The sequence below is a fragment of the Paenarthrobacter sp. PPS72 genome, from assembly GCF_048537125.1.
GTDB classification, from domain to species: domain Bacteria; phylum Actinomycetota; class Actinomycetes; order Actinomycetales; family Micrococcaceae; genus Arthrobacter; species Arthrobacter nitroguajacolicus_E.
In genome coordinates, this window is the sequence record NZ_JBLYIE010000019.1 from 20,667 (window position 1) to 36,995 (window position 16,329).

The 16,329-nt window shown below is 65.2% G+C and carries 17 protein-coding genes; 5 read left to right on the forward strand and 12 right to left on the reverse strand.

Annotated elements, in window-relative coordinates; translation table 11 throughout:
* Window positions 1-24: 24 nt before the first annotated feature.
* The 3 genes from ACLRGI_RS09190 to ACLRGI_RS09200 all read left to right on the forward strand — a co-directional run bounded on the left by ACLRGI_RS09190 (window position 25) and on the right by ACLRGI_RS09200 (window position 1,953).
* On the forward strand, window positions 25-660 hold the full coding sequence (locus ACLRGI_RS09190; protein WP_419201360.1) for a hypothetical protein: 636 nt from the start codon (window positions 25-27) through the stop codon (window positions 658-660).
* A complete protein-coding gene (locus tag ACLRGI_RS09195; RefSeq protein WP_419201361.1) occupies window positions 647-1,282 on the forward strand; it encodes a hypothetical protein in 636 nt (211 codons plus the stop codon). Before ACLRGI_RS09190 ends, ACLRGI_RS09195 begins: the two co-directional genes overlap by 14 nt.
* A 71-nt stretch (window positions 1,283-1,353) precedes the next feature.
* Window positions 1,354-1,953 (forward strand): hypothetical protein, encoded by a 600-nt coding sequence (locus ACLRGI_RS09200; protein WP_419201362.1) that lies wholly within the window; start codon window positions 1,354-1,356, stop codon window positions 1,951-1,953.
* Window positions 1,954-2,096: 143 nt separating this feature from the next.
* Here ACLRGI_RS09200 and ACLRGI_RS09205 read toward each other — a convergent pair whose 3' ends face one another.
* From ACLRGI_RS09205 to ACLRGI_RS09215, 3 genes are read right to left on the reverse strand one after another with little or no spacing between them, the layout of a single operon-like run.
* Entirely contained in the window at window positions 2,097-2,693 is a 597-nt protein-coding gene (locus ACLRGI_RS09205) for a DUF3618 domain-containing protein (protein WP_419201363.1), read from the reverse strand.
* The gene (locus ACLRGI_RS09210) at window positions 2,690-3,121 is read right to left on the reverse strand and encodes a phage holin family protein (protein ID WP_017198262.1); all 432 of its coding nucleotides are present in this window, start codon (window positions 3,119-3,121) and stop codon (window positions 2,690-2,692) included. Before ACLRGI_RS09210 ends, ACLRGI_RS09205 begins: the two co-directional genes overlap by 4 nt.
* On the reverse strand, window positions 3,118-4,086 hold the full coding sequence (locus ACLRGI_RS09215; RefSeq protein ID WP_419201364.1) for a hypothetical protein: 969 nt from the start codon (window positions 4,084-4,086) through the stop codon (window positions 3,118-3,120). Before ACLRGI_RS09215 ends, ACLRGI_RS09210 begins: the two co-directional genes overlap by 4 nt.
* Before the next feature lie 182 nt (window positions 4,087-4,268).
* Here ACLRGI_RS09215 and ACLRGI_RS09220 point away from each other — a divergent pair, with 182 nt between their 5' ends.
* Window positions 4,269-5,351, forward strand: coding sequence for an FUSC family protein (locus ACLRGI_RS09220; protein WP_419201365.1), 1,083 nt, complete (start codon window positions 4,269-4,271; stop codon window positions 5,349-5,351).
* Window positions 5,352-5,374: 23 nt separating this feature from the next.
* Here ACLRGI_RS09220 and ACLRGI_RS09225 read toward each other — a convergent pair whose 3' ends face one another.
* The gene (locus ACLRGI_RS09225; protein ID WP_419201366.1) at window positions 5,375-6,409 is read right to left on the reverse strand and encodes an NAD-dependent epimerase/dehydratase family protein; all 1,035 of its coding nucleotides are present in this window, start codon (window positions 6,407-6,409) and stop codon (window positions 5,375-5,377) included.
* A 10-nt stretch (window positions 6,410-6,419) separates the two neighbouring features.
* Window positions 6,420-8,051, reverse strand: coding sequence for a D-glycero-beta-D-manno-heptose 1-phosphate adenylyltransferase (gene rfaE2, locus ACLRGI_RS09230; protein WP_419201367.1), 1,632 nt, complete (start codon window positions 8,049-8,051; stop codon window positions 6,420-6,422).
* Window positions 8,052-8,209: 158 nt separating this feature from the next.
* On the opposite strand from rfaE2, the gene ACLRGI_RS09235 reads away from it, so the two are divergent.
* Window positions 8,210-9,385, forward strand: a complete 1,176-nt coding sequence (locus tag ACLRGI_RS09235; protein WP_419201368.1) for a glycosyltransferase family 9 protein — start codon at window positions 8,210-8,212, stop codon at window positions 9,383-9,385.
* On the opposite strand, the gene ACLRGI_RS09240 is transcribed toward ACLRGI_RS09235, so the two are convergent.
* From ACLRGI_RS09240 to ACLRGI_RS09270, 7 genes are read right to left on the reverse strand one after another with little or no spacing between them, the layout of a single operon-like run.
* Window positions 9,351-10,046, reverse strand: a complete 696-nt coding sequence (locus tag ACLRGI_RS09240) for an SDR family oxidoreductase (protein WP_419201369.1) — start codon at window positions 10,044-10,046, stop codon at window positions 9,351-9,353. The two genes, ACLRGI_RS09235 and ACLRGI_RS09240, sit on opposite strands and share 35 nt — an antisense overlap.
* A gap of 31 nt (window positions 10,047-10,077) precedes the next feature.
* Window positions 10,078-11,541: a PfkB family carbohydrate kinase gene (locus ACLRGI_RS09245; RefSeq protein WP_419201370.1), complete on the reverse strand. Its 1,464-nt coding sequence runs from the start codon at window positions 11,539-11,541 to the stop codon at window positions 10,078-10,080.
* A complete protein-coding gene (locus ACLRGI_RS09250) occupies window positions 11,538-12,263 on the reverse strand; it encodes a D-sedoheptulose-7-phosphate isomerase (protein WP_419201371.1) in 726 nt (241 codons plus the stop codon). Before ACLRGI_RS09250 ends, ACLRGI_RS09245 begins: the two co-directional genes overlap by 4 nt.
* Entirely contained in the window at window positions 12,260-13,525 is a 1,266-nt protein-coding gene (locus ACLRGI_RS09255) for a glycosyltransferase (protein ID WP_419201372.1), read from the reverse strand. Before ACLRGI_RS09255 ends, ACLRGI_RS09250 begins: the two co-directional genes overlap by 4 nt.
* Window positions 13,522-14,619 carry a glycosyltransferase gene (locus ACLRGI_RS09260; protein ID WP_419201373.1) on the reverse strand — a complete coding sequence of 366 codons (1,098 nt, stop codon included), beginning with the start codon at window positions 14,617-14,619 and terminating at the stop codon, window positions 13,522-13,524. The genes ACLRGI_RS09255 and ACLRGI_RS09260 overlap by 4 nt, the downstream gene beginning before the upstream one ends.
* Window positions 14,616-15,704, reverse strand: a complete 1,089-nt coding sequence (locus ACLRGI_RS09265; RefSeq protein ID WP_419201374.1) for a glycosyltransferase family 9 protein — start codon at window positions 15,702-15,704, stop codon at window positions 14,616-14,618. The genes ACLRGI_RS09260 and ACLRGI_RS09265 overlap by 4 nt, the downstream gene beginning before the upstream one ends.
* A complete protein-coding gene (locus ACLRGI_RS09270; RefSeq protein WP_419201375.1) occupies window positions 15,701-16,255 on the reverse strand; it encodes a D-glycero-alpha-D-manno-heptose-1,7-bisphosphate 7-phosphatase in 555 nt (184 codons plus the stop codon). The genes ACLRGI_RS09265 and ACLRGI_RS09270 overlap by 4 nt, the downstream gene beginning before the upstream one ends.
* Between the last annotated feature and the right edge of the window lie 74 nt (window positions 16,256-16,329).

Genomic DNA, 16,329 nt, shown 5'->3' on the forward strand with positions numbered 1-16,329 from the left:
CCGCCGTCGAGCTGAAAGCCCTTTATGAGCACTTCGAAGTCCACTACCCTCACAGGGCTGCTTGATCCTGTTAACGGCCGCCCCGTTCGCCGCCACCCCGAGACCGGCGCGTACTTCGTCAAGGCCTCGGGAGGCGCCCACTTCTGGGGCCGGGTGCTGGATGCCCTGGTGTTCCTGGTTGGCTACGTGGTGCTGGCCGTAATCCTTGCTGTGGTCCGGGAATCCATGATGAACAACGGCTCGGCGCTCGGATACAACGACGGTTTATGGCTGACGCTCTACGTTGTCCTCTGGTTCGTGGGGCTGTTCGCCTACGGGATGATCTGGGGATCCGTGGGCAGCGTGGGCGACGCCGCCGCCGGCATGCGCTCCGTGCGGATTAGGAACGGCACGACGGCGGGAGCCTGGCTGGGCGGTTGGCGTGCCATCTGCTGGTCTTTCTTCCCTTTCTTCGTGGTGATGTTCATTGCCTCCGCAATAAGTGGTGGCGGAGACGACACGTGGGACCCGAAGTTTGCTGCGGTCGACCGTCGCTCGGGAATCGCGCAAGGCCAGCAGCCCGTTCCGGACCCCAAGGTTGTGGCCGCAGAACAGGCAGCCGAAGCGGAGCGACGGAACATGCCCAACCTCTACGGCCAGCGTCCGGATGCGCGGCCGTAACTGGCTGGTTCGCAGGGTTGAGCGAAGGCTCGGGCCCGAACTCGGCCGGCTGCGTCATGTCGCTTCCTCACGCAGGATCTTCTGGAAGGCGCTGATCCCCTGCTTGGTGGTGGGGTTCGTCTTCGGGACCATCGCCGAATTCATTAGCCCCCTTCGTTCCACCAGGGACGCCGGACACTTCAACGATCCGGCACTGTTTGTCACCGCGAGCGTCCTCACCGGCTTGTTGTTGTGGTGCATGACTTTTCTGGGAAGCTTCCGGAAACTGCTGGTTTTTGACCGCGGGGTGGTGGCCAAGTACTCCCAAGAGCAGACTCAGGTGCTGATTCCGTGGAGCGACATCGTACCCGGGAGCATCAAGGCGGTGACCACGGCGGACGGCAGTGATCCCGACCGCCGACTAGTGGCACGCCGGAAGGTTTCGTTGGGAGCCGGAGGCCGGAATGCCGTGGTCTTCCAAGCTCGTGGGAGGTACTGGGTGTTTGCTTCCGACCAAGATACGCGACCCTTGGTGGTGGTGATCCAGGAATGCCTGCGTGATGCAGGTATGACCGATGCCTTACGCGCCACGTCGGGTGCGCTGCCCGCCGTCGTACTGACTGGACCAACCGCGCTTGACTGACTGGCTTTCCTTAACGATGGGCAAATTTTGCCCTTGCAGACCCGCTACCAGCCGGTAGCATTTGATCCACTATGTTCACTCTCACCATCAACCAACGCGACAGCCGCCGCGACGGCGATCTCGTGCCCCAGTTGCTCAAGGACCTGCGGCACATTCCTGCGCGGCTCGACTTTGACCGCTCGGTTGAGGATGAGGTGCAGGGCATCGTCGAATGCAGCAACCAAGCGGTGGAAACTGCACTGATCGCGCTCCGAACCGGCCAGTGGTACGTGGGGATCGGTGTGGGACCCCTTAATGAACCACTGCCCAACCTGGTCAAGGATGCGTCGGGGCACGGACTTGTTTACGCCCGGCGAGCAGTCGATCGGCTTCGTAACGGCAAGGAGCGGGTCCCCGTCGCGGTGGACGGCCCCGTCGCGGCCCTTGCTTCTGAAGCCGAGGCGGTCCTGCGGCTCCTGGGGCATATCGTGCTGCACAGGAGCCCGGCGGAATGGCGGGTGCTGGATCTGCTGACTCCGGGTGTCCGGGGCCAACAAAAGACCGTGGCCCAAGAACTCGGCATCACTACCCAGGCCGTGAGCAAAGCCCTGGCACGCGCGCAGTGGGCGGAGGAACATGCCGCACGTCCGGCGGCTGCCCGCTTGCTGCAGTTGATCCTCGAAGTGCGCTGACCTGGAATCGAAGTGCGCTGGCCCGGAAAAGCACGGACGCGGCTAGTCGCGGGAACGCAGCAAACCCAACTGAGTCGCAGCTGACGCCGTTTTGAGGGCTCAAAAGGGCATCTGCTGCGACTCAGTTGGGTCAGCGGGTCAACTTACTGGTTGCTGACGTTGTCCTTTGCCGTCTGCGCGCGGTCCTGAACGTCCGAGGCTGCTGCCTGGCCTTCGTCCTTGACGTTGGCCGCGGCTTCCGTGGCGCTGTCTTTGACGTTCTGCATTGCGTCCTGTGCCGGCTCGCGCAGGTGCTCGGCAACTTCCTGGGCAGCCTGGCTGATTTCATCCGTGAGCGGCTGGGCCGCTTCCTTCAGAGCCTGGGCAGCTTCGCGCTCCTTCTCCGACGGCGGAATCAAGGCCGAGACCAGCAAACCTGCGCCGAAGGCGATGAGGCCGGCGGCAAGCGGGCTGCCTTGCGTCTTGCGGGTGATGGCCTGCGGTGCGTCACCGAGGTCCGAGACCGCACCGGAAACGTTGCTGGCAACGCCCGAAACAGCATCCCCGGTCCGGTGTGCGGCGTTGCCTGCAGCACCACTGACATCATCGCGGGCGCCGAACACAGCCGTCTTGATCTTGTCCACCCTGCGATTAACAATGTGCGAGGGCGTGACCTTGTCAGCCACGGCGTCAACGTTGGTACTGAGCCGCCGGCGAGTTTCTTCGATATCGGCGCGCAGGGCGTCGGGGTTCTGCGTCATCGTGTCTCCTCAGTGTTCGGTTTCAAAGCGGGGGGTATTTCTTTGACCGTTTCAGCGGTCCGGGGCATGCCCTTGATGGCGTTGAGTTCCTTGCGGCCCTTGGCAGCCAAAACTGCTGCAACGATGCCCCAAATGACCGCGACAATAACAGCGGACCATCCCAAGCCAACAAGCTGACCCAATGCCCACCACAGGGCAATGGACAGGAACAGCACGGTGATGTGGCCGGCGTAAGCAGCCCCACCCAACATCCCCGCGCCCTTGCCGGCCTTGGTGGCGGACTCCTTCAGTTCCGCCTTGGCCAGCTCCACTTCCTGGCGCATCAACGTGGAAACGTCGCGCGTCAGGTCGCTCAGGAGCTCACCGAGGGGAAGAGTTTCCGCCTTTACGTGGGCTTCTGTGGGAGGCAGATCGGCGGGACTGCTCATCGGTGACCTCCGTACTGGGGGTCATCCGGGTCAAGGGGACTCTCGGGGTCAATGGCTCCAGCGAGCGGGTCGCCTTGTGCTTTGACTCCACCGGCGGTTGTCTCCGGATACGGAAGCGTGGAACCGTCGTAGCCGCCCGTAGTGCCGGCGTCGTACCCTGTGCCTGCGCCACCTGCCGCTACTCCCGTGGTGGAGGCTGCACCGTATCCCGCGGTGGTGGTTGTGGGCCCGGGAAGGTCCACTGCCGGAGGCGTTACAGCCCCACCCTGGGTGGGGTAGTAAACGGCCCGAGGTGTCTCCGTGGCGACTGGAGTGCCACTGGAGGTCGAATCAGAAGCGTTGCCTGCCATTCCGCGGCCCAGGCGGCCGGCAAGGACACCGGCTCCAGCTGCCAGCAGCAGGAAGGTTCCTGGCTTACGGCGGGCGAAGCCCTTGACTTCATCCAGCAGCGAGCCGGGATCCCGGCCTTCCAACCACTGGGCAACGGAGGAGGAGCGCTGGGCTGCCTGCTGGACCAGGTCCGTGGCAACACCACCGTTTTCAGTCGAGTTGGCCATGGTGGAGAGTTCGTCGGAAATAGACCGCAAACCTTCCGCAACACGCTGCTGCTGGGCCTGGGCCTGATCGGTCAGCTCACCCTTGGTCTGGGTCAGCAACTGGCGGGCATTCACCTTGACCTCGCGGGCTACGTGCCCGGCCTCGGTTTTGGCGGTGTCCACGACTCCGCCCGCGGCGTCGGATACAGCGCCTGCGACTCCCGCCGCTTCCTCCTTGGCAGTATCCACCTTCCCGGAGCTTGCGGAACCTGTTCCCGAACCTGCAGGGGTTCCGCTGATTCCTGTGGTTCCGGCGGTCTCAACATCGGCCGAGTCCAAGTAGTTTCCCGTGAACGGTTCGGTGCCTGCGTGGGCACCGGTGGTTGGCGCCGCGAAGCTTCCGTCCTGCGGCGATTTGCTCTCAGTCATTATCGCTCTCTTTCCACAGTTGGCAGGCTGCGGACAGCAGCCGGGATAGTAAGTATCGTTACTATCAATGGGTGTGTACCCGCTTGTCACGGTTCTAATCACCACATTTTCAAAAGATGGCCTGCCCCACTTTCAGCGCTTGTGGCTCGACACGGGAGGACATACCTGCCAACGTAGGTTTAATGAGCCAACTGCCCACGAGGCGACGGCTGATTCCCGCGCTTCGAAAGACCGTCACCCGCCACCGACTCCTGTTTGCCGCCAAAACTGCTGTCGCGGCAGGCCTGGCCTGGTACCTTGCACCGTTCATGCCGGGCCCCGCCGCAGCCTATCCGTACTATGCGCCGCTGGGCGCCCTGGTGAGCATGCACCCCACCGTGGCCGACTCCGCCAAGCATGGACTCCAAAGCCTGGCGGGGTTGGTGTTGGGCATCGGCATGGCCTTCGCCATCACCACAGTTGCCGCGCCCACTGCCCTGGCTGTTGCCGTGGTGGTGGGACTTGGCGTGCTCATCGGCGGGCTTCCCCGGCTGGGCACTGCGTCTGAATGGATTCCCATGGCGGCGCTCTTCGTGCTGGTACTGGGCGACTCAAACGCAGAGGGATTTTCCTTCGCCTACGTCCTCCAAATGGCCTTGGGCGTCACCGTTGGATTTGCGGTGAACTGGCTGATCTTCCCGCCGCTGCACCTGGACGACATCGATCCCGCCATCGCCGGACACCAAGGCGCTTTGTCCCGCCAACTCAAGGACATGGCTCGAGCCATGGAAGAGTCCTGGCCACCTAACCACGAGGCCTGGGCCAGCCGCAGCGACGAACTCTCGCTCACAGCGGCCGGCGTTCGGACTGCCGTGCATCAAGCTGAACTGAGCGCAAAAGCGAACCCCCGGTCCCGACGTCGTGCAACCCGCCTGCCAAGCGACCTCGCAGGCCTCCGAACCTTGGAACGCCTCACCTTCCACGTCCAGGACATCACCGACGTCCTGGCGAGCGCCATTTGGGAAGAGGGCGCCGGAACCGTCATCCCCGATGCCGTGGTTGGCCCCCTCTCGGATGCTTTGGAGTCCGTGGCCAGCGTGGTGGACCACTGGCGTGACGCGGAGTCCGGCGAACTGGCCAACCGTTTGGCGCAGGCGAAGGACAGCATTGGCGCCCTTAGTGATGCCGTGGCCCAAGCGGCCGCTGACCAAGCACCGGTAAACGCACCGGCGTCCGTGGCCATGAGCTTGCGCCGGATCCTCACCGTGGTGTTGTCGTCCGAATAGTGGTGGCGTCCTCCGAGTAAGGGCTAGCGCGGTCGCAGCGGCGGGGAGCCCTTCCGCCCCTTGCCTGCGCCTATACCGTCCAACATTTCCGCCAGTGACTCCAACGAAGAATGCTTGGGCGACCAGCCCAAAAGAGCGTGCGCCCGGGACGTATCCATGATGGGCGCGTTGGCCGCCATGTCCACCCACCCGCCGTCGGTCACCTGCAGCCGAAGCCGCCAACTGACCTCGACGACGGCGCGCAGCACCGGAAGCGGGAACGGCATCACCCGCCGGGCGTTGAGTATCCACGCCAAGGCATTGGGGTCGATGACCGGCTCGGCGGCTATGTTGAAAGCACCTTCCGCCTTGCGTTCCACCACACGCCAGTACGCATCAGCGACGTCGGCCGTGTGGGCGGCTTGGAACACCATCTCCTTGGGAATGGCGAGCAGCGGCAGCCACGGCTTCCGCGGAACCAGTCGAGGCAGGAGCCGTCCCAGGAAGTAGCGTCCTACCTCGCTGCCGCCACCAGCGCTGAACATCAACGCGGGGCGGAGCCTTGCCACCACGATGTCCTGGTTCTCCTTGGCGAAACCGTCCAGCAGCCTTTCCTGCGCCGCCTTGTCCACGCTGTAGTGCGAGCTGCGGATGCCGCCCGTCGGCCAGCCCTCCTTGGTCCTTTGGTCCTTGGGAGCCGGCGAGTACGCTCCAACGGATGAGGCGCACACCACGTGTCCCACTCCGGCTTTGCGCGCCGCGGCCAGCACGTGGGCTGTTCCGGCCACATTGGTCCGGCGAAGCATCTCCCGGTTGTGGTTCGGCTGGATCAGCCACGCAAGATGAACCACGGCATCGGCTCCGGCCAAGGCTGCTTCCAGCGCGGGTTGGTCCTCGGCGGCGCTGATGTCCAAGGTGTGCCACTCCACGCCGTGATAGGGAGCGGCGTCCGGGTCGGGTTGCCTGCGGACGACACCCACCAATTCCAGGTCCGCGCCTTCTTCGGAGCGTGCCCGCTGGAGCCGCTTCAGCAGTTCCGTACCACCGTGTCCTGTTGCACCGATGATCGCTATACGCATGGCTGTTTCCTCAGGTCTGCGGGGTTTCGCCCGTGGAACGGATGCGTTCCAAAACGGCTGTGGTGGAGTGTTCGGGCACGTAATCCAAGATGGTCACAGTTCCGCCGTAGCGTTCCACGGCTTCGGTTTCCTGGAGCATCTCAGGCGTGTAATCGCCGCCCTTTGCATAGACATCGGGCCGCAGGAGATCTATGAGCGGTATGGGAGTAGGGGTATCGAAGACGGTGACATGGTCCACACAGCTCAGCGCGGCGATGACTGCCGCCCGGTCTGCCTCATGGTTGACCGGACGGTCCGGGCCCTTGAGCTTCCGCACGGAAGAATCGCTGTTCAGTGCCACCACCAATACGTCGCCCAGTTGCTTGGCTTGGTTGAGGTAGCGGGTGTGGCCGCGATGGAGGACATCAAAGCACCCGTTGGTGAGCACAATCCGCTTGCCTTCCCGGCGATGCTCCTCCACATGCCGGGCCAGCTCGGAGTCCGTTAGCGCAGTGTCCGCGAAGCCTCGGAGGTGCTTGGCCAGTTCGTCAGTGGTGCAGACGGAAGTACCTGGCCGATGCACAACAACATCGGCAGCGGCTTGGGCCAGGTCCACGCTGGTAGTGAGCGGCAGCCCCGCAGCCCGGGCAATCGTCAACGCAGCTACGAAAGTATCGCCGGCACCTGAGGCCTGCTTTTCCGCCTGGGGCCTCGCCCATGTCCTGTGGGTTGCCGGTTTAGGGGAGTCGCCGTTGGGCCGGATCGTGAGGGTCCCCTCCCGGTCCAACGTCACGACGACGGCGGCCGCACCTGAGGTGCGAAGGAGCTGGTCCGCGTGGGCTTCCACGAAGGGGCATCGGGCTGCGCCCCCGGGGAACTCTGTCCCGAGCAGCGTTGCCGCTTCCTGCGCATTGGGGGTAGCGAGGTCAGGCTGGAGGCTTGACCAACGTCCTGGATAGTGGGCGTCCACTACTACCAGGGTGTCCTGGCGGGCGCGGGGGAACCCGGCCTCAGTATCCGGTCCCAGATGCTCGAAAATTACGTCCCGAACAGCGCCTTCCAAAGCCCCTGCCCCGTAGTCACAGAGCACCACGGCTGAGGAACCGCGGAGTGCTTCGGGGATGGCGTCGGCCACCTGACGGAGGCCATCCGCCGGCGCCTCTTCGGCGGCATCATCCAAGCGCAGCATCACTTGGCCTCCGCTGCTCACGCGGAATTTGGTGGTGGTGGTCATCCCGGCATGGGACACCACGTGCGATACGTCCACCCCTGCCGTTCCGAGCTGCTCAAGGAGTGTTTGGCCTCCCTGGTCCTCCCCCACCAGTGAAACGAAACGAACGTCCGCCCCCATCGCGGCCAGGTTCATGGCCGTGTTGGCGGCACCGCCCGGGGCGAAGTCGCGGCGCCTGACCTGGACCACCGGGGCTGGGGCTTCGCGGCAGAACCGGTCAATGGTTCCATCCCACCAGCCGTCCAGGATGGAGTCGCCGATGACCGTAACAACGGGGCGGGCTTCGGCCAAGCGGCCCGGCAACCAGTCCGCCAGGCCTTCCTGATGGGCCAGGCCTTCTTTGCTGCCCCGGCTTTCGTGATTGGCCGGGCCCTCTTGATTGGCCGGGCCCTCTTGATTGGCCGGGCCCTCTTGATTGGATAGGCGTGCCATGGGGTACCTTCCGGTTGGGCTTACAGTTTCCTGTTCCCCTCAGGTACCCCGCGGCACGGGCTTCACACGCCGGGCCCGGGAGTTTCCCCACGGAACCACTACGGCCCCGGAGCTACTGAAGAACCGGCCCGCAAGCTTGGCAGCGAAAGGAATCATCCATGGAGAAACCGCTGACGAATCCGACCCCCGGGGTGGGTCCCGTGCTGGAGAAGTTCAGCGACGTCAAGCGGATTGCGGTCCTTAGGGGCGGTGGATTGGGGGACCTGATCTATACGTATCCGGCCCTCCACGCCGTGAAGAACGCTTACCCCGAAGCCACCATCACGCTCCTGGGTACGCCCATCCACGCGGCAGTTGCGGCTGCGACGGAAGGTCCGGTTGACGACGTCGAGATGCTGCCCGTCGCTCGCGGCGTTCACGACGGTCCCCGCAACGGCGAGCGCTTTGAGGACGACGCCGAGGACGTCGCCGCCCAGGAGGCGTTCTTCGAGGCGATGCAGGCGAGGGAGTTCGATATCGCACTTCAAATGCACGGAGGCGGACGGTTTTCCAACCCTTTCCTGCTTCGGCTCGGTGCGCGGCATACCGTGGGGACGCGCACCAGGGACGCGGAGCCGTTGGAGCGGAACCTTGACTACGTCTACTACCAGAACGAACCGGACCGGTGGCTGGAGGTGGCGGGCCTCGCCGGAGCTCCCACTATCATTTCCCCTCCCCTGCTTCCCGGGCCGGAGCACCAGCGGAACATCGTGGGATTCAGGGACCCCCGGCGGACATCGCTGGTGGTGGTCCACCCGGGAGCCACCGATCCGCGAAGGCGATGGCCGGCGTCGTACTTCGCTGAAGCCGCGGCGGGACTAGCTGCCCAAGGTGCCCAGGTGCTGGTAGTGGGCGACCGGTCAGAAAAGGCGTTGACCCAGGAAGTGGCGGAGCTCGCGGTCCGGCAACTGGCACCAAATGATCGGCAGGCCGTGCGCTCCGTGGCGGGGGAACTGGATATTGGTGACTTGGCGGCGCTGTTGGCTGATGCAACGGTGATGCTCGCAAGCGACAGCGGCCCCCGGCACTTGGCGCAGGCAGTGGGGACGCCGACTGTCGGGATCTATTGGGTGGGCAATGCGTTCAATGCGGGGCCGCGCGGACGGAGCCTGCACCGCGTCCATATGTCGTGGGTGACCCAGTGTCCGGTATGTGGTGCGGATGTGACCCAGGTGGGCTGGACGGCGCCGCACTGCGGCCACGACGACACCCTGATCAGGGGCATCGCCGTGGCCGACGTTGTTCAGGACGTGCTGGACCTTACGGCCACGAGCCTTCTTCTGCGGGGCAGATAAGGAGTTCCCGGACCTCGCTGCCGAACGGCTGGGAGAGGGCGAACACCACTGCTTGGGCCACATTGGCGGGATCGTTGAGCTTGGAATCGTCCTGCGGCTTGTATTGCTCGTCCCGGTCGTCGAAGAAGTGGGTCTTCATGCCGCCCGGGATGATGGTGGTGACGCCTATGACGCCGCCGGTCTCTGCGGCGAGCGCGCGGCTGAAGCCGATCACACCGAACTTCGAGGCGCAGTAGGCCGTTGCATCCGGCAGGGCCCGTAGGCCCAGGGTGGAGGCGATGGTGACGGCCCGTCCGCGGGATCCTTTCAGGTACGGCAGGGCGGCGCGGACCACGGACACGGTGCCCAGGAGGTTCACGCCGATGACCTTTTCCCATTCCTCCGCCGGGACATCGCCCAACTTGCCGCAGCGATCAATGCCTGCAGCTGTCACCACTCCGTCCAGGCCGCCCAGGGTTTCGGCGGCTTCTTTGACGGCAGCTTCCACGGCTTCACGGTTGGAGACGTCCACTTCCAGGGCTTTGGCGCCGGACACGTTGCTGACATCGCGATCGAAGACGAAGGGTGTGCCGCCGGCGTCGCGGATGGCTTCCACGATCGCAGCGCCAAGGCCGGAGCCGCCTCCAGTAACAATGACGCGGCCGGGTGTTTGCGTGTTCATGCGATTCCTCTCGGTTGATGGTTGCTTGTTGTCAGCTGACCTTGGCTAGTGCCGCAGCCAGGCCGCTGGTGGAGCGTGCCGGGTGGAAGGGCACAGTGACGCAGCGCCCTCCCCAGCCCGCCACCAGGCGGGCTTCCGGCAATTCTTCGGGGGTGTAGTCGCCGCCCTTGACCCAGATGTCGGGCTTGATTTCGGCGAGGCAGGCTTCAGGAGTGTCCTCGCCGAACACCACCACGGCATCAACGCATTCGAGTGCCAGCAGCAATTCGGCGCGGTCCTCCACGCTGACGATTGGCCGGTGTACGCCCTTGAGCCGCCTTACCGATTCGTCTGAATTCAGGCAAACGATGAGGCAATCGCCCATGCTGCGCGCAGCAGCCAACGTGCGGGCGTGGCCGGCGTGAAGGAGGTCGAAGCAGCCACCCGTGGCCACCACCGTGCCGCCCTGGGACCGCACGGCATGGGCCAGTTGAACACCGTCCGGGTGCAGGTCACCGGTGTCAACGAGTTCCAGGCCCTTGAGTTCGATTTCGGGACCGGGTTCGATTTCAGGACCGGGTTCGACGGCGGGACTCGCCTCAAGCGCGGGCGTTGCGCCTGCTGGACCGGCCACCACCGCCAACGCGGCCGCTCCACCGGCAGCGAGGAAGGCTGATGCGTCCTCCACTGCCTTGGTGGCCGCCTGGGCAAGGTCCAGCCCGAGCCCCAAGTGCACGGCAAGGCTTCCGGCCAGGCGATCACCGGCTCCGCAAGGATCACTCACGTTGGTCTTGGGTGCGGGAATTCCCTGCGCGGGGTCGCCCCCCGAAAGTAAGAGCGCCCCCTCTTCGCCCCTCGTCACCAGAACTGCACCGCTTCCCCACTTTTCGAGCAGGTAACGGCCGGCTTCTTCAGCACCTGTGCGTGACGGTTCCAATCCGCCGGCTTTCGCGGACGCCAGCGCCTCGGCAAGGTTGGGCGTCACGACGGCGACTCCCTCCACGGGCTCGGAACCGGCAGGATGCGGATCCCACACCACCGGGACGTGGCGGGCGGCGCCGGCCAAGGCGGCCCGGATGTCCGTGTTGGCGGTGATTCCCCGGCCGTAATCGGCCACCACAATGGCGTCGGCCGACCCAATTGCAGCCAGCATCTCCCCTGTACTGGCCGGGACGGGAGCAGGGGCGCACCCTTCATCGAACCTGACCATGGGATGCGTCCCGATCCGCACGCGGGTCTTGGTAGGCGTCGGAGCGAGCGGGGCTCCCGCAAGCACGGACACACCGGTCAGTGCGCGCCTGAGGTGGCTGGCGCCGTCGTCGTCCGATACTGCGGTGACCAGCGCGACGTCGTGTCCGTCCTGCGCGAGCACGGTAGCCACCAGTCCGGCGCCACCTGCACGACGCCGGATATCGGCGACGTCGACTACCGGCACCGGCGCGTCGGGGCTGAGCCGGGTGGCGGCGCCATTGATGTCGACGTCCAGGAGAACGTCACCCACCACCGTGATCCTCATGGCTGACCCCCTCCGGAGGAAGCTGCGCCGTAGGAACCCGCCCGCCTGGCAACCTCGGCATCGAACGCCCGGCACACCGCATGGATGGCGATGAGGTGGCCCTCCTGGGCGTTTGCCGAGATGGCGTCCACCGTGATGGCTTGATCGCAGGCGTCGGCCAACGGGTTAGGCCCGGCGCCGGTGAGTGCCCAAGTGATGATGCCGCGTTCCTTGGCAGCACGGGCGGCTTTGAGCAGATTGGGACTGCGTCCGCTGGTGGACAGGAGAATGAGGACATCACCTGCCCGGCCGTGGGCGCGCACTTGCCGGGCGAAGACTTCCTCGTAGCCGTAGTCGTTCGAGAGTGCTGTGACGGCAGAGGATTCTGCGTGGAGTGAGATTGCGGAGAACGGTGCGCGTTCATCGTCGAACCTCCCCACCAGCTCAGCCGTGAAGTGTTGTGCCTCAGCGGCTGAGCCGCCGTTGCCTGCTGCCAGGAGGCGTTGTCCGGACAGCAGCCGTTTGGCAAGTTCGGTTCCCCACTCGGACAAGAGGGCCGACTGCGAGCGCAGGGACTCCAGCGCGGGCAGGACATTGTCCAGGTGCTTGGTGACCTCGGCGGTGTGCGTTGAATCGGTGATTTCGGGAGCCCAGCGCCTGGGAAGGGTATCCGGAACAGTGGAAGGGGCGGTGGTGGTTCGGGTAGTCACAGAGCCTTTGATGTTCACAGTTTTGATGTTCACAGTGCCGTTCCTTCCAATGGTTCCAGGCGTTCGGGTTGCCGGGACAGGCCGGCGGCCAGAACGGATCGGTAGGCTTTCTCGGTGTCCGCTGCGATGCGTTCCCAGGAATAGCGGGACCGTGCCCGGCGCGCTCCGGCGCGGCCCATGTCCTCCCGGAGATCCGGATTACCCAGCAGTTTCCCCAACGCCTCTGCCAGGGCTTCAGGATTGCGGGGCGGGACGTGCAGCCCCGTTTTCTGGTCCACTACGGTCTCCCTGAGTCCGCCCACGGCCGCAGCCACAACGGGTACTCCGCAGGCCATGGCCTCAAGGGGCACAATGCCGAACGGCTCGTACCAAGGCGTGCAGACCACGGCGTCTGCGCTGCGGAAGATACCCGGCATCGCATCCCGCGGGACCTGCCCGCGCATGGTCACTTTGTCCTCGACGCCGAGCTCCTTGGCCATGGCCCTGAGGCGTTGCGCTTCAGGATCTTCCTCGAGGTTGAGGGCGTCACCGGAACCGCCAACGATCAGGAGCTCGACGTCGTTGAAGCCCGCCTCTGCCAGGAGGGGAAGGGCCTGGATGATCAGGTCCACACCCTTGCGTTGCACCAGGCGTCCCACGCTCAGGATCCGATGCGTGCGGGTCCTGGGCTCGGCGTCGGACGTTCCAGGGAACAAGGTGAGGTCCACGCCGCAGGGTGCGATGGAAATTTTGGACCGGCTGATGCCCAGGGCCTTGAGTTCGAAGACCTCGTCCGGGCAGGTGGCAATGACCCAATCAGCGGTGCGGCCTACCCACGGCTCCAGCCATTCCCTGGCTGGCGGGCTGGTATCGGCAGCGCCTTGGTGCCGGCGTTTTACGGATCCGAGCGCATGGAAAGTCTGCACCACAGGAACAGGGTCGGCCGCGCCTGCCCGCCGGGATGCTTGGATTGCAGCAAGGCCGGACATCCAGAAGTGTGCGTGCACCACGTCCGGCAGTTCGCCCGCCCAGTCCGCGCAGATGCCATCGGCCAGCTCTCCCATGTACGGCAGGAGATCGTCCTTGGGGATGCGGCGGGCCGGACCGGCATCCACATGGACCACGGCGAGTCCCGGCCCTACATTCACCCGCCCTGGTAGCTCGGGGTCATCACGCCGCGTGTACACCGTGACTTGATGGCCGCGATCTGCCAAAGCGGATGAAAGTGCCGCCACATGGACGTTCTGTCCTCCGGCGTCAACGCCTCCCAGGGCGGCCAGCGGACTGGCGTGTTCGGAGACCATGGAGATTTTCATGGGTGCGTCCTCTCAGTGTCATGGCGGGCGTTGGTGTCATGGCGGGCGTTGTCATGGCGGGCGTTGTCACGGCGGGCGGGAGCTGCACCGGGTTCCGGTCGGCTTTCCCGGCGTGTGCCCTTGGGGAGTTCGGCCAGGAGTTCGTCCCAGGCCCGGAGAAACTTGTCCAGCCCGTAGCGCTGCAGGGCTGCCTCGCGGGCAACAATGCCCATGGCGTAGGCGTCGTCGGGGTCGTCCAGCAGCCGTCGGGCAAACCTTTGGAGCTCGTCGACGTCGTTGGAGACCAAGCCTGCACCGTGCGGAATCGCGCGGCTCGCCTCGGTGGTGGCCAGTGCCAGGACGGGCATGCCAAGGTGCATGGCTTCGAGCAGGGCCAACCCCAACGAAGTCCAGCGGAGCGGGTGAAGGTACAGTCGGCAGCGGGCCAGGTCCTCGTGGAGCCTTGGCGCGGAGACGTCTCCGGCAATGCGCAGCCGTTCCTCGCTGAGGCCGAACCCTTTGAGGTTCAGCGCCTCCGGAAGTGCTTCGGTTCCCATGCCGAAGACCCGCAGCGGTCCCACCCCTGCAAACCCCGGGAGCAGGTCCGTTCCGGTGACCCGTCCGCGCCGGACAGGCTCGTTGACTACTACGCCCATCTCTTCCCGCTCACCTGTGTACAGGTGTCCCGGGTCCGGAATTCCGTGTTCAATCACCGTGGTGGTTGCCGTCCCCGTGTCCCAGAACAACTGGTTGAAGTGCGTCACATGGACCACCGGGATGGTGGTCTGATCTGCCAAAGGGTGGAGCGTGAACGGGACGTCGCCCTTGGGGGTGTTGTGTTCGAGGTAGACGGCGGGCAGGTCCACGCCGGGGCGGCGGCCGAGTGTCCGGGCAACGGCCGCGATCTCCTCGGGCCGCTGGAGGACCACTGCGTCAACGCTGGCGGGATCAAGGGTATCCAAGTCCACTTCCCGGGCGGCGGCAGGCCAGTCACGGCCGCCTCTTCCCAAACCCCACGCCCCGCCGTCGGACGATTTCGGAAGCAGGTACTCATGCTGGCCGCGGACAAATGCCTCCATCCATCCGCCGTGGACATGCCACACCAGGATCCTCATGGTTTCCAGACCTTTCGTCGAGTGGACAGGGAGGACACGCCTCCCAGGAGCCGTTCAACAGCTTCGACAACCTGCTCCGGGGTCACCGAGCTCAGGCAGGGGTGCCCGGGAACCGGACAAACGCGGGCGCGGGTGTTCTTGCAGCCCGCTTCCTGGTCGCCCAGCAATTCCAGCGGGACGCCGTAGGGCGCCCACCGGATGGCCGGAACCACGGGGGCGAACAGGCACACCACCGGCGTGCCAACCGCTGCAGCCAGGTGCGCGGGTCCGGTATTGCCGGTCACCACGACGGCGGCTCCGGCCAGTACCGCTGCGAGCGTCCTGAGGTTGGTTCCGCCTCCGAGGTTCCTGGCGGAAGGTCCGGCCACCGTTGCTGTCAGGGACGTTTCACCGGGGCCGCCCGTGACCACTACCCGGTGGCCGTACGCTTCCAAAAGTTCCACCGTTGCCGCGTGGTGGAGCGCGGGCCAGGCCCTGGCCGGTGCGGCTGCTCCCGGGTGGACCACAATGTAGGGGCCTTCGTCAGCCAGCTCGTCGGCCACGCCTTCGGGGTCCGCGCCAGAGGTGATTCGCAGCTTTCCGTCGTCGCCGTTGGGCAGCACGTAACCGCCGGCCTCTGCGATAGTGAGCGCCCGGACCACTTCGGGCTGGTCCTCGGGGAAGTCTTCGCCGGGTTTGAGCCGGACATCCAGGAGTGAGCCTGCGTAGTCCGTTGATGCACCCGTGATCTTTTTGACGCCGGCCAAGCGCAGGAGCATGGCCAGCGGAAGCGGAGACTGGTGGAAGGACGTAAGAATGACCGCTTCCTGAATCCGGGAACTGCGGACAAAGTCGATCAGGCCGTTGGTCATTTCTTCCGTGACGGGAGGTGCCGGGTTCACGATCCATGGGCATGCCCACGTGTGCACCTGCGTCACCCCCGGCAGCATTTCCGCAGCGCCGGCTCCTTCAGGGCCGCAGAGCAGGACCACATCGTTGGGTCGGCTGCCATCGGGCCGGCTTCCGTTCGCGACGGCGCGCAGGGCAGGTCCTGAAAGGAGTACATCGCCCATGCTGTCCAAGCGGGCTACCAGGACGCGGCTCATACAGGCGCATCCTGTTCTTCCAGCGCCCCGGAAAGTATGAGCTCCACAGCCTGCCCCAAGTCCTCCGCAACAAAGCCGGCGGCCTCGATTTCCTCCTGCCGCGTTACTTGGGTGGGCACCAGCACGGCCCTCGCACCCGCCGCAGCGGCTGCCTCCATGTCAGCACCGATGTCGCCAACAAAAGCGACCTCCTCCGGGCTGATGCCCAGCGTGCTGCACGCTCCCAGGATCATGCCGGGTGCGGGCTTGCGGCACTCACAGCCATCCCCGGGTCCGTGCGGGCAGATTTCCCACACGTCAAACGGACCCAGTAACTGCTCTACCCGCTGATTCACTGACATGACTTGGTCCAAGGTCAACAGCCCACGCGCCACGCCCGACTGATTGGTCACCACACCGGTGGCCAGTCCCGCCCGACGTACTTTTTCGAGGGCGGACAGCGCACCGTCAATGGGCCGCACCAGCTGCGGATCGCCGTTGTATGGCACGTCAACAACGAGTGTTCCATCGCGGTCAAACAGGACCGCCTTCAACGTTCCGGTTCCTCCCATACCCGCAACGTTCCCCAGTTCTCCGGACGCTAAACAGTGCGGCCGTGAGAAGTTTCGTGCAGCTAGACTCCTAC

What these genes read in the sequence shown, in the direction of transcription:
- rfaE2 (WP_419201367.1), bottom strand. Translation starts at nt 8,051, where the DNA reads ATGGCACGCCTATCCAATCAAGAGGGCCCGGCCAATCAAGAGGGCCCG.
- ACLRGI_RS09245 (WP_419201370.1), bottom strand. Translation starts at nt 11,541, where the DNA reads ATGAGGATCACGGTGGTGGGTGACGTTCTCCTGGACGTCGACATCAAT.
- ACLRGI_RS09240 (WP_419201369.1), bottom strand. Translation starts at nt 10,046, where the DNA reads ATGAACACGCAAACACCCGGCCGCGTCATTGTTACTGGAGGCGGCTCC.
- ACLRGI_RS09225 (WP_419201366.1), bottom strand. Translation starts at nt 6,409, where the DNA reads ATGCGTATAGCGATCATCGGTGCAACAGGACACGGTGGTACGGAACTG.
- ACLRGI_RS09215 (WP_419201364.1), bottom strand. Translation starts at nt 4,086, where the DNA reads ATGACTGAGAGCAAATCGCCGCAGGACGGAAGCTTCGCGGCGCCAACC.
- ACLRGI_RS09260 (WP_419201373.1), bottom strand. Translation starts at nt 14,619, where the DNA reads ATGAGGATCCTGGTGTGGCATGTCCACGGCGGATGGATGGAGGCATTT.
- ACLRGI_RS09255 (WP_419201372.1), bottom strand. Translation starts at nt 13,525, where the DNA reads ATGAAAATCTCCATGGTCTCCGAACACGCCAGTCCGCTGGCCGCCCTG.
- ACLRGI_RS09200 (WP_419201362.1), top strand. Translation starts at nt 1,354, where the DNA reads ATGTTCACTCTCACCATCAACCAACGCGACAGCCGCCGCGACGGCGAT.
- ACLRGI_RS09265 (WP_419201374.1), bottom strand. Translation starts at nt 15,704, where the DNA reads ATGAGCCGCGTCCTGGTAGCCCGCTTGGACAGCATGGGCGATGTACTC.
- ACLRGI_RS09235 (WP_419201368.1), top strand. Translation starts at nt 8,210, where the DNA reads ATGGAGAAACCGCTGACGAATCCGACCCCCGGGGTGGGTCCCGTGCTG.
- ACLRGI_RS09220 (WP_419201365.1), top strand. Translation starts at nt 4,269, where the DNA reads ATGAGCCAACTGCCCACGAGGCGACGGCTGATTCCCGCGCTTCGAAAG.
- ACLRGI_RS09195 (WP_419201361.1), top strand. Translation starts at nt 647, where the DNA reads ATGCGCGGCCGTAACTGGCTGGTTCGCAGGGTTGAGCGAAGGCTCGGG.
- ACLRGI_RS09210 (WP_017198262.1), bottom strand. Translation starts at nt 3,121, where the DNA reads ATGAGCAGTCCCGCCGATCTGCCTCCCACAGAAGCCCACGTAAAGGCG.
- ACLRGI_RS09205 (WP_419201363.1), bottom strand. Translation starts at nt 2,693, where the DNA reads ATGACGCAGAACCCCGACGCCCTGCGCGCCGATATCGAAGAAACTCGC.
- ACLRGI_RS09190 (WP_419201360.1), top strand. Translation starts at nt 25, where the DNA reads ATGAGCACTTCGAAGTCCACTACCCTCACAGGGCTGCTTGATCCTGTT.
- ACLRGI_RS09270 (WP_419201375.1), bottom strand. Translation starts at nt 16,255, where the DNA reads ATGGGAGGAACCGGAACGTTGAAGGCGGTCCTGTTTGACCGCGATGGA.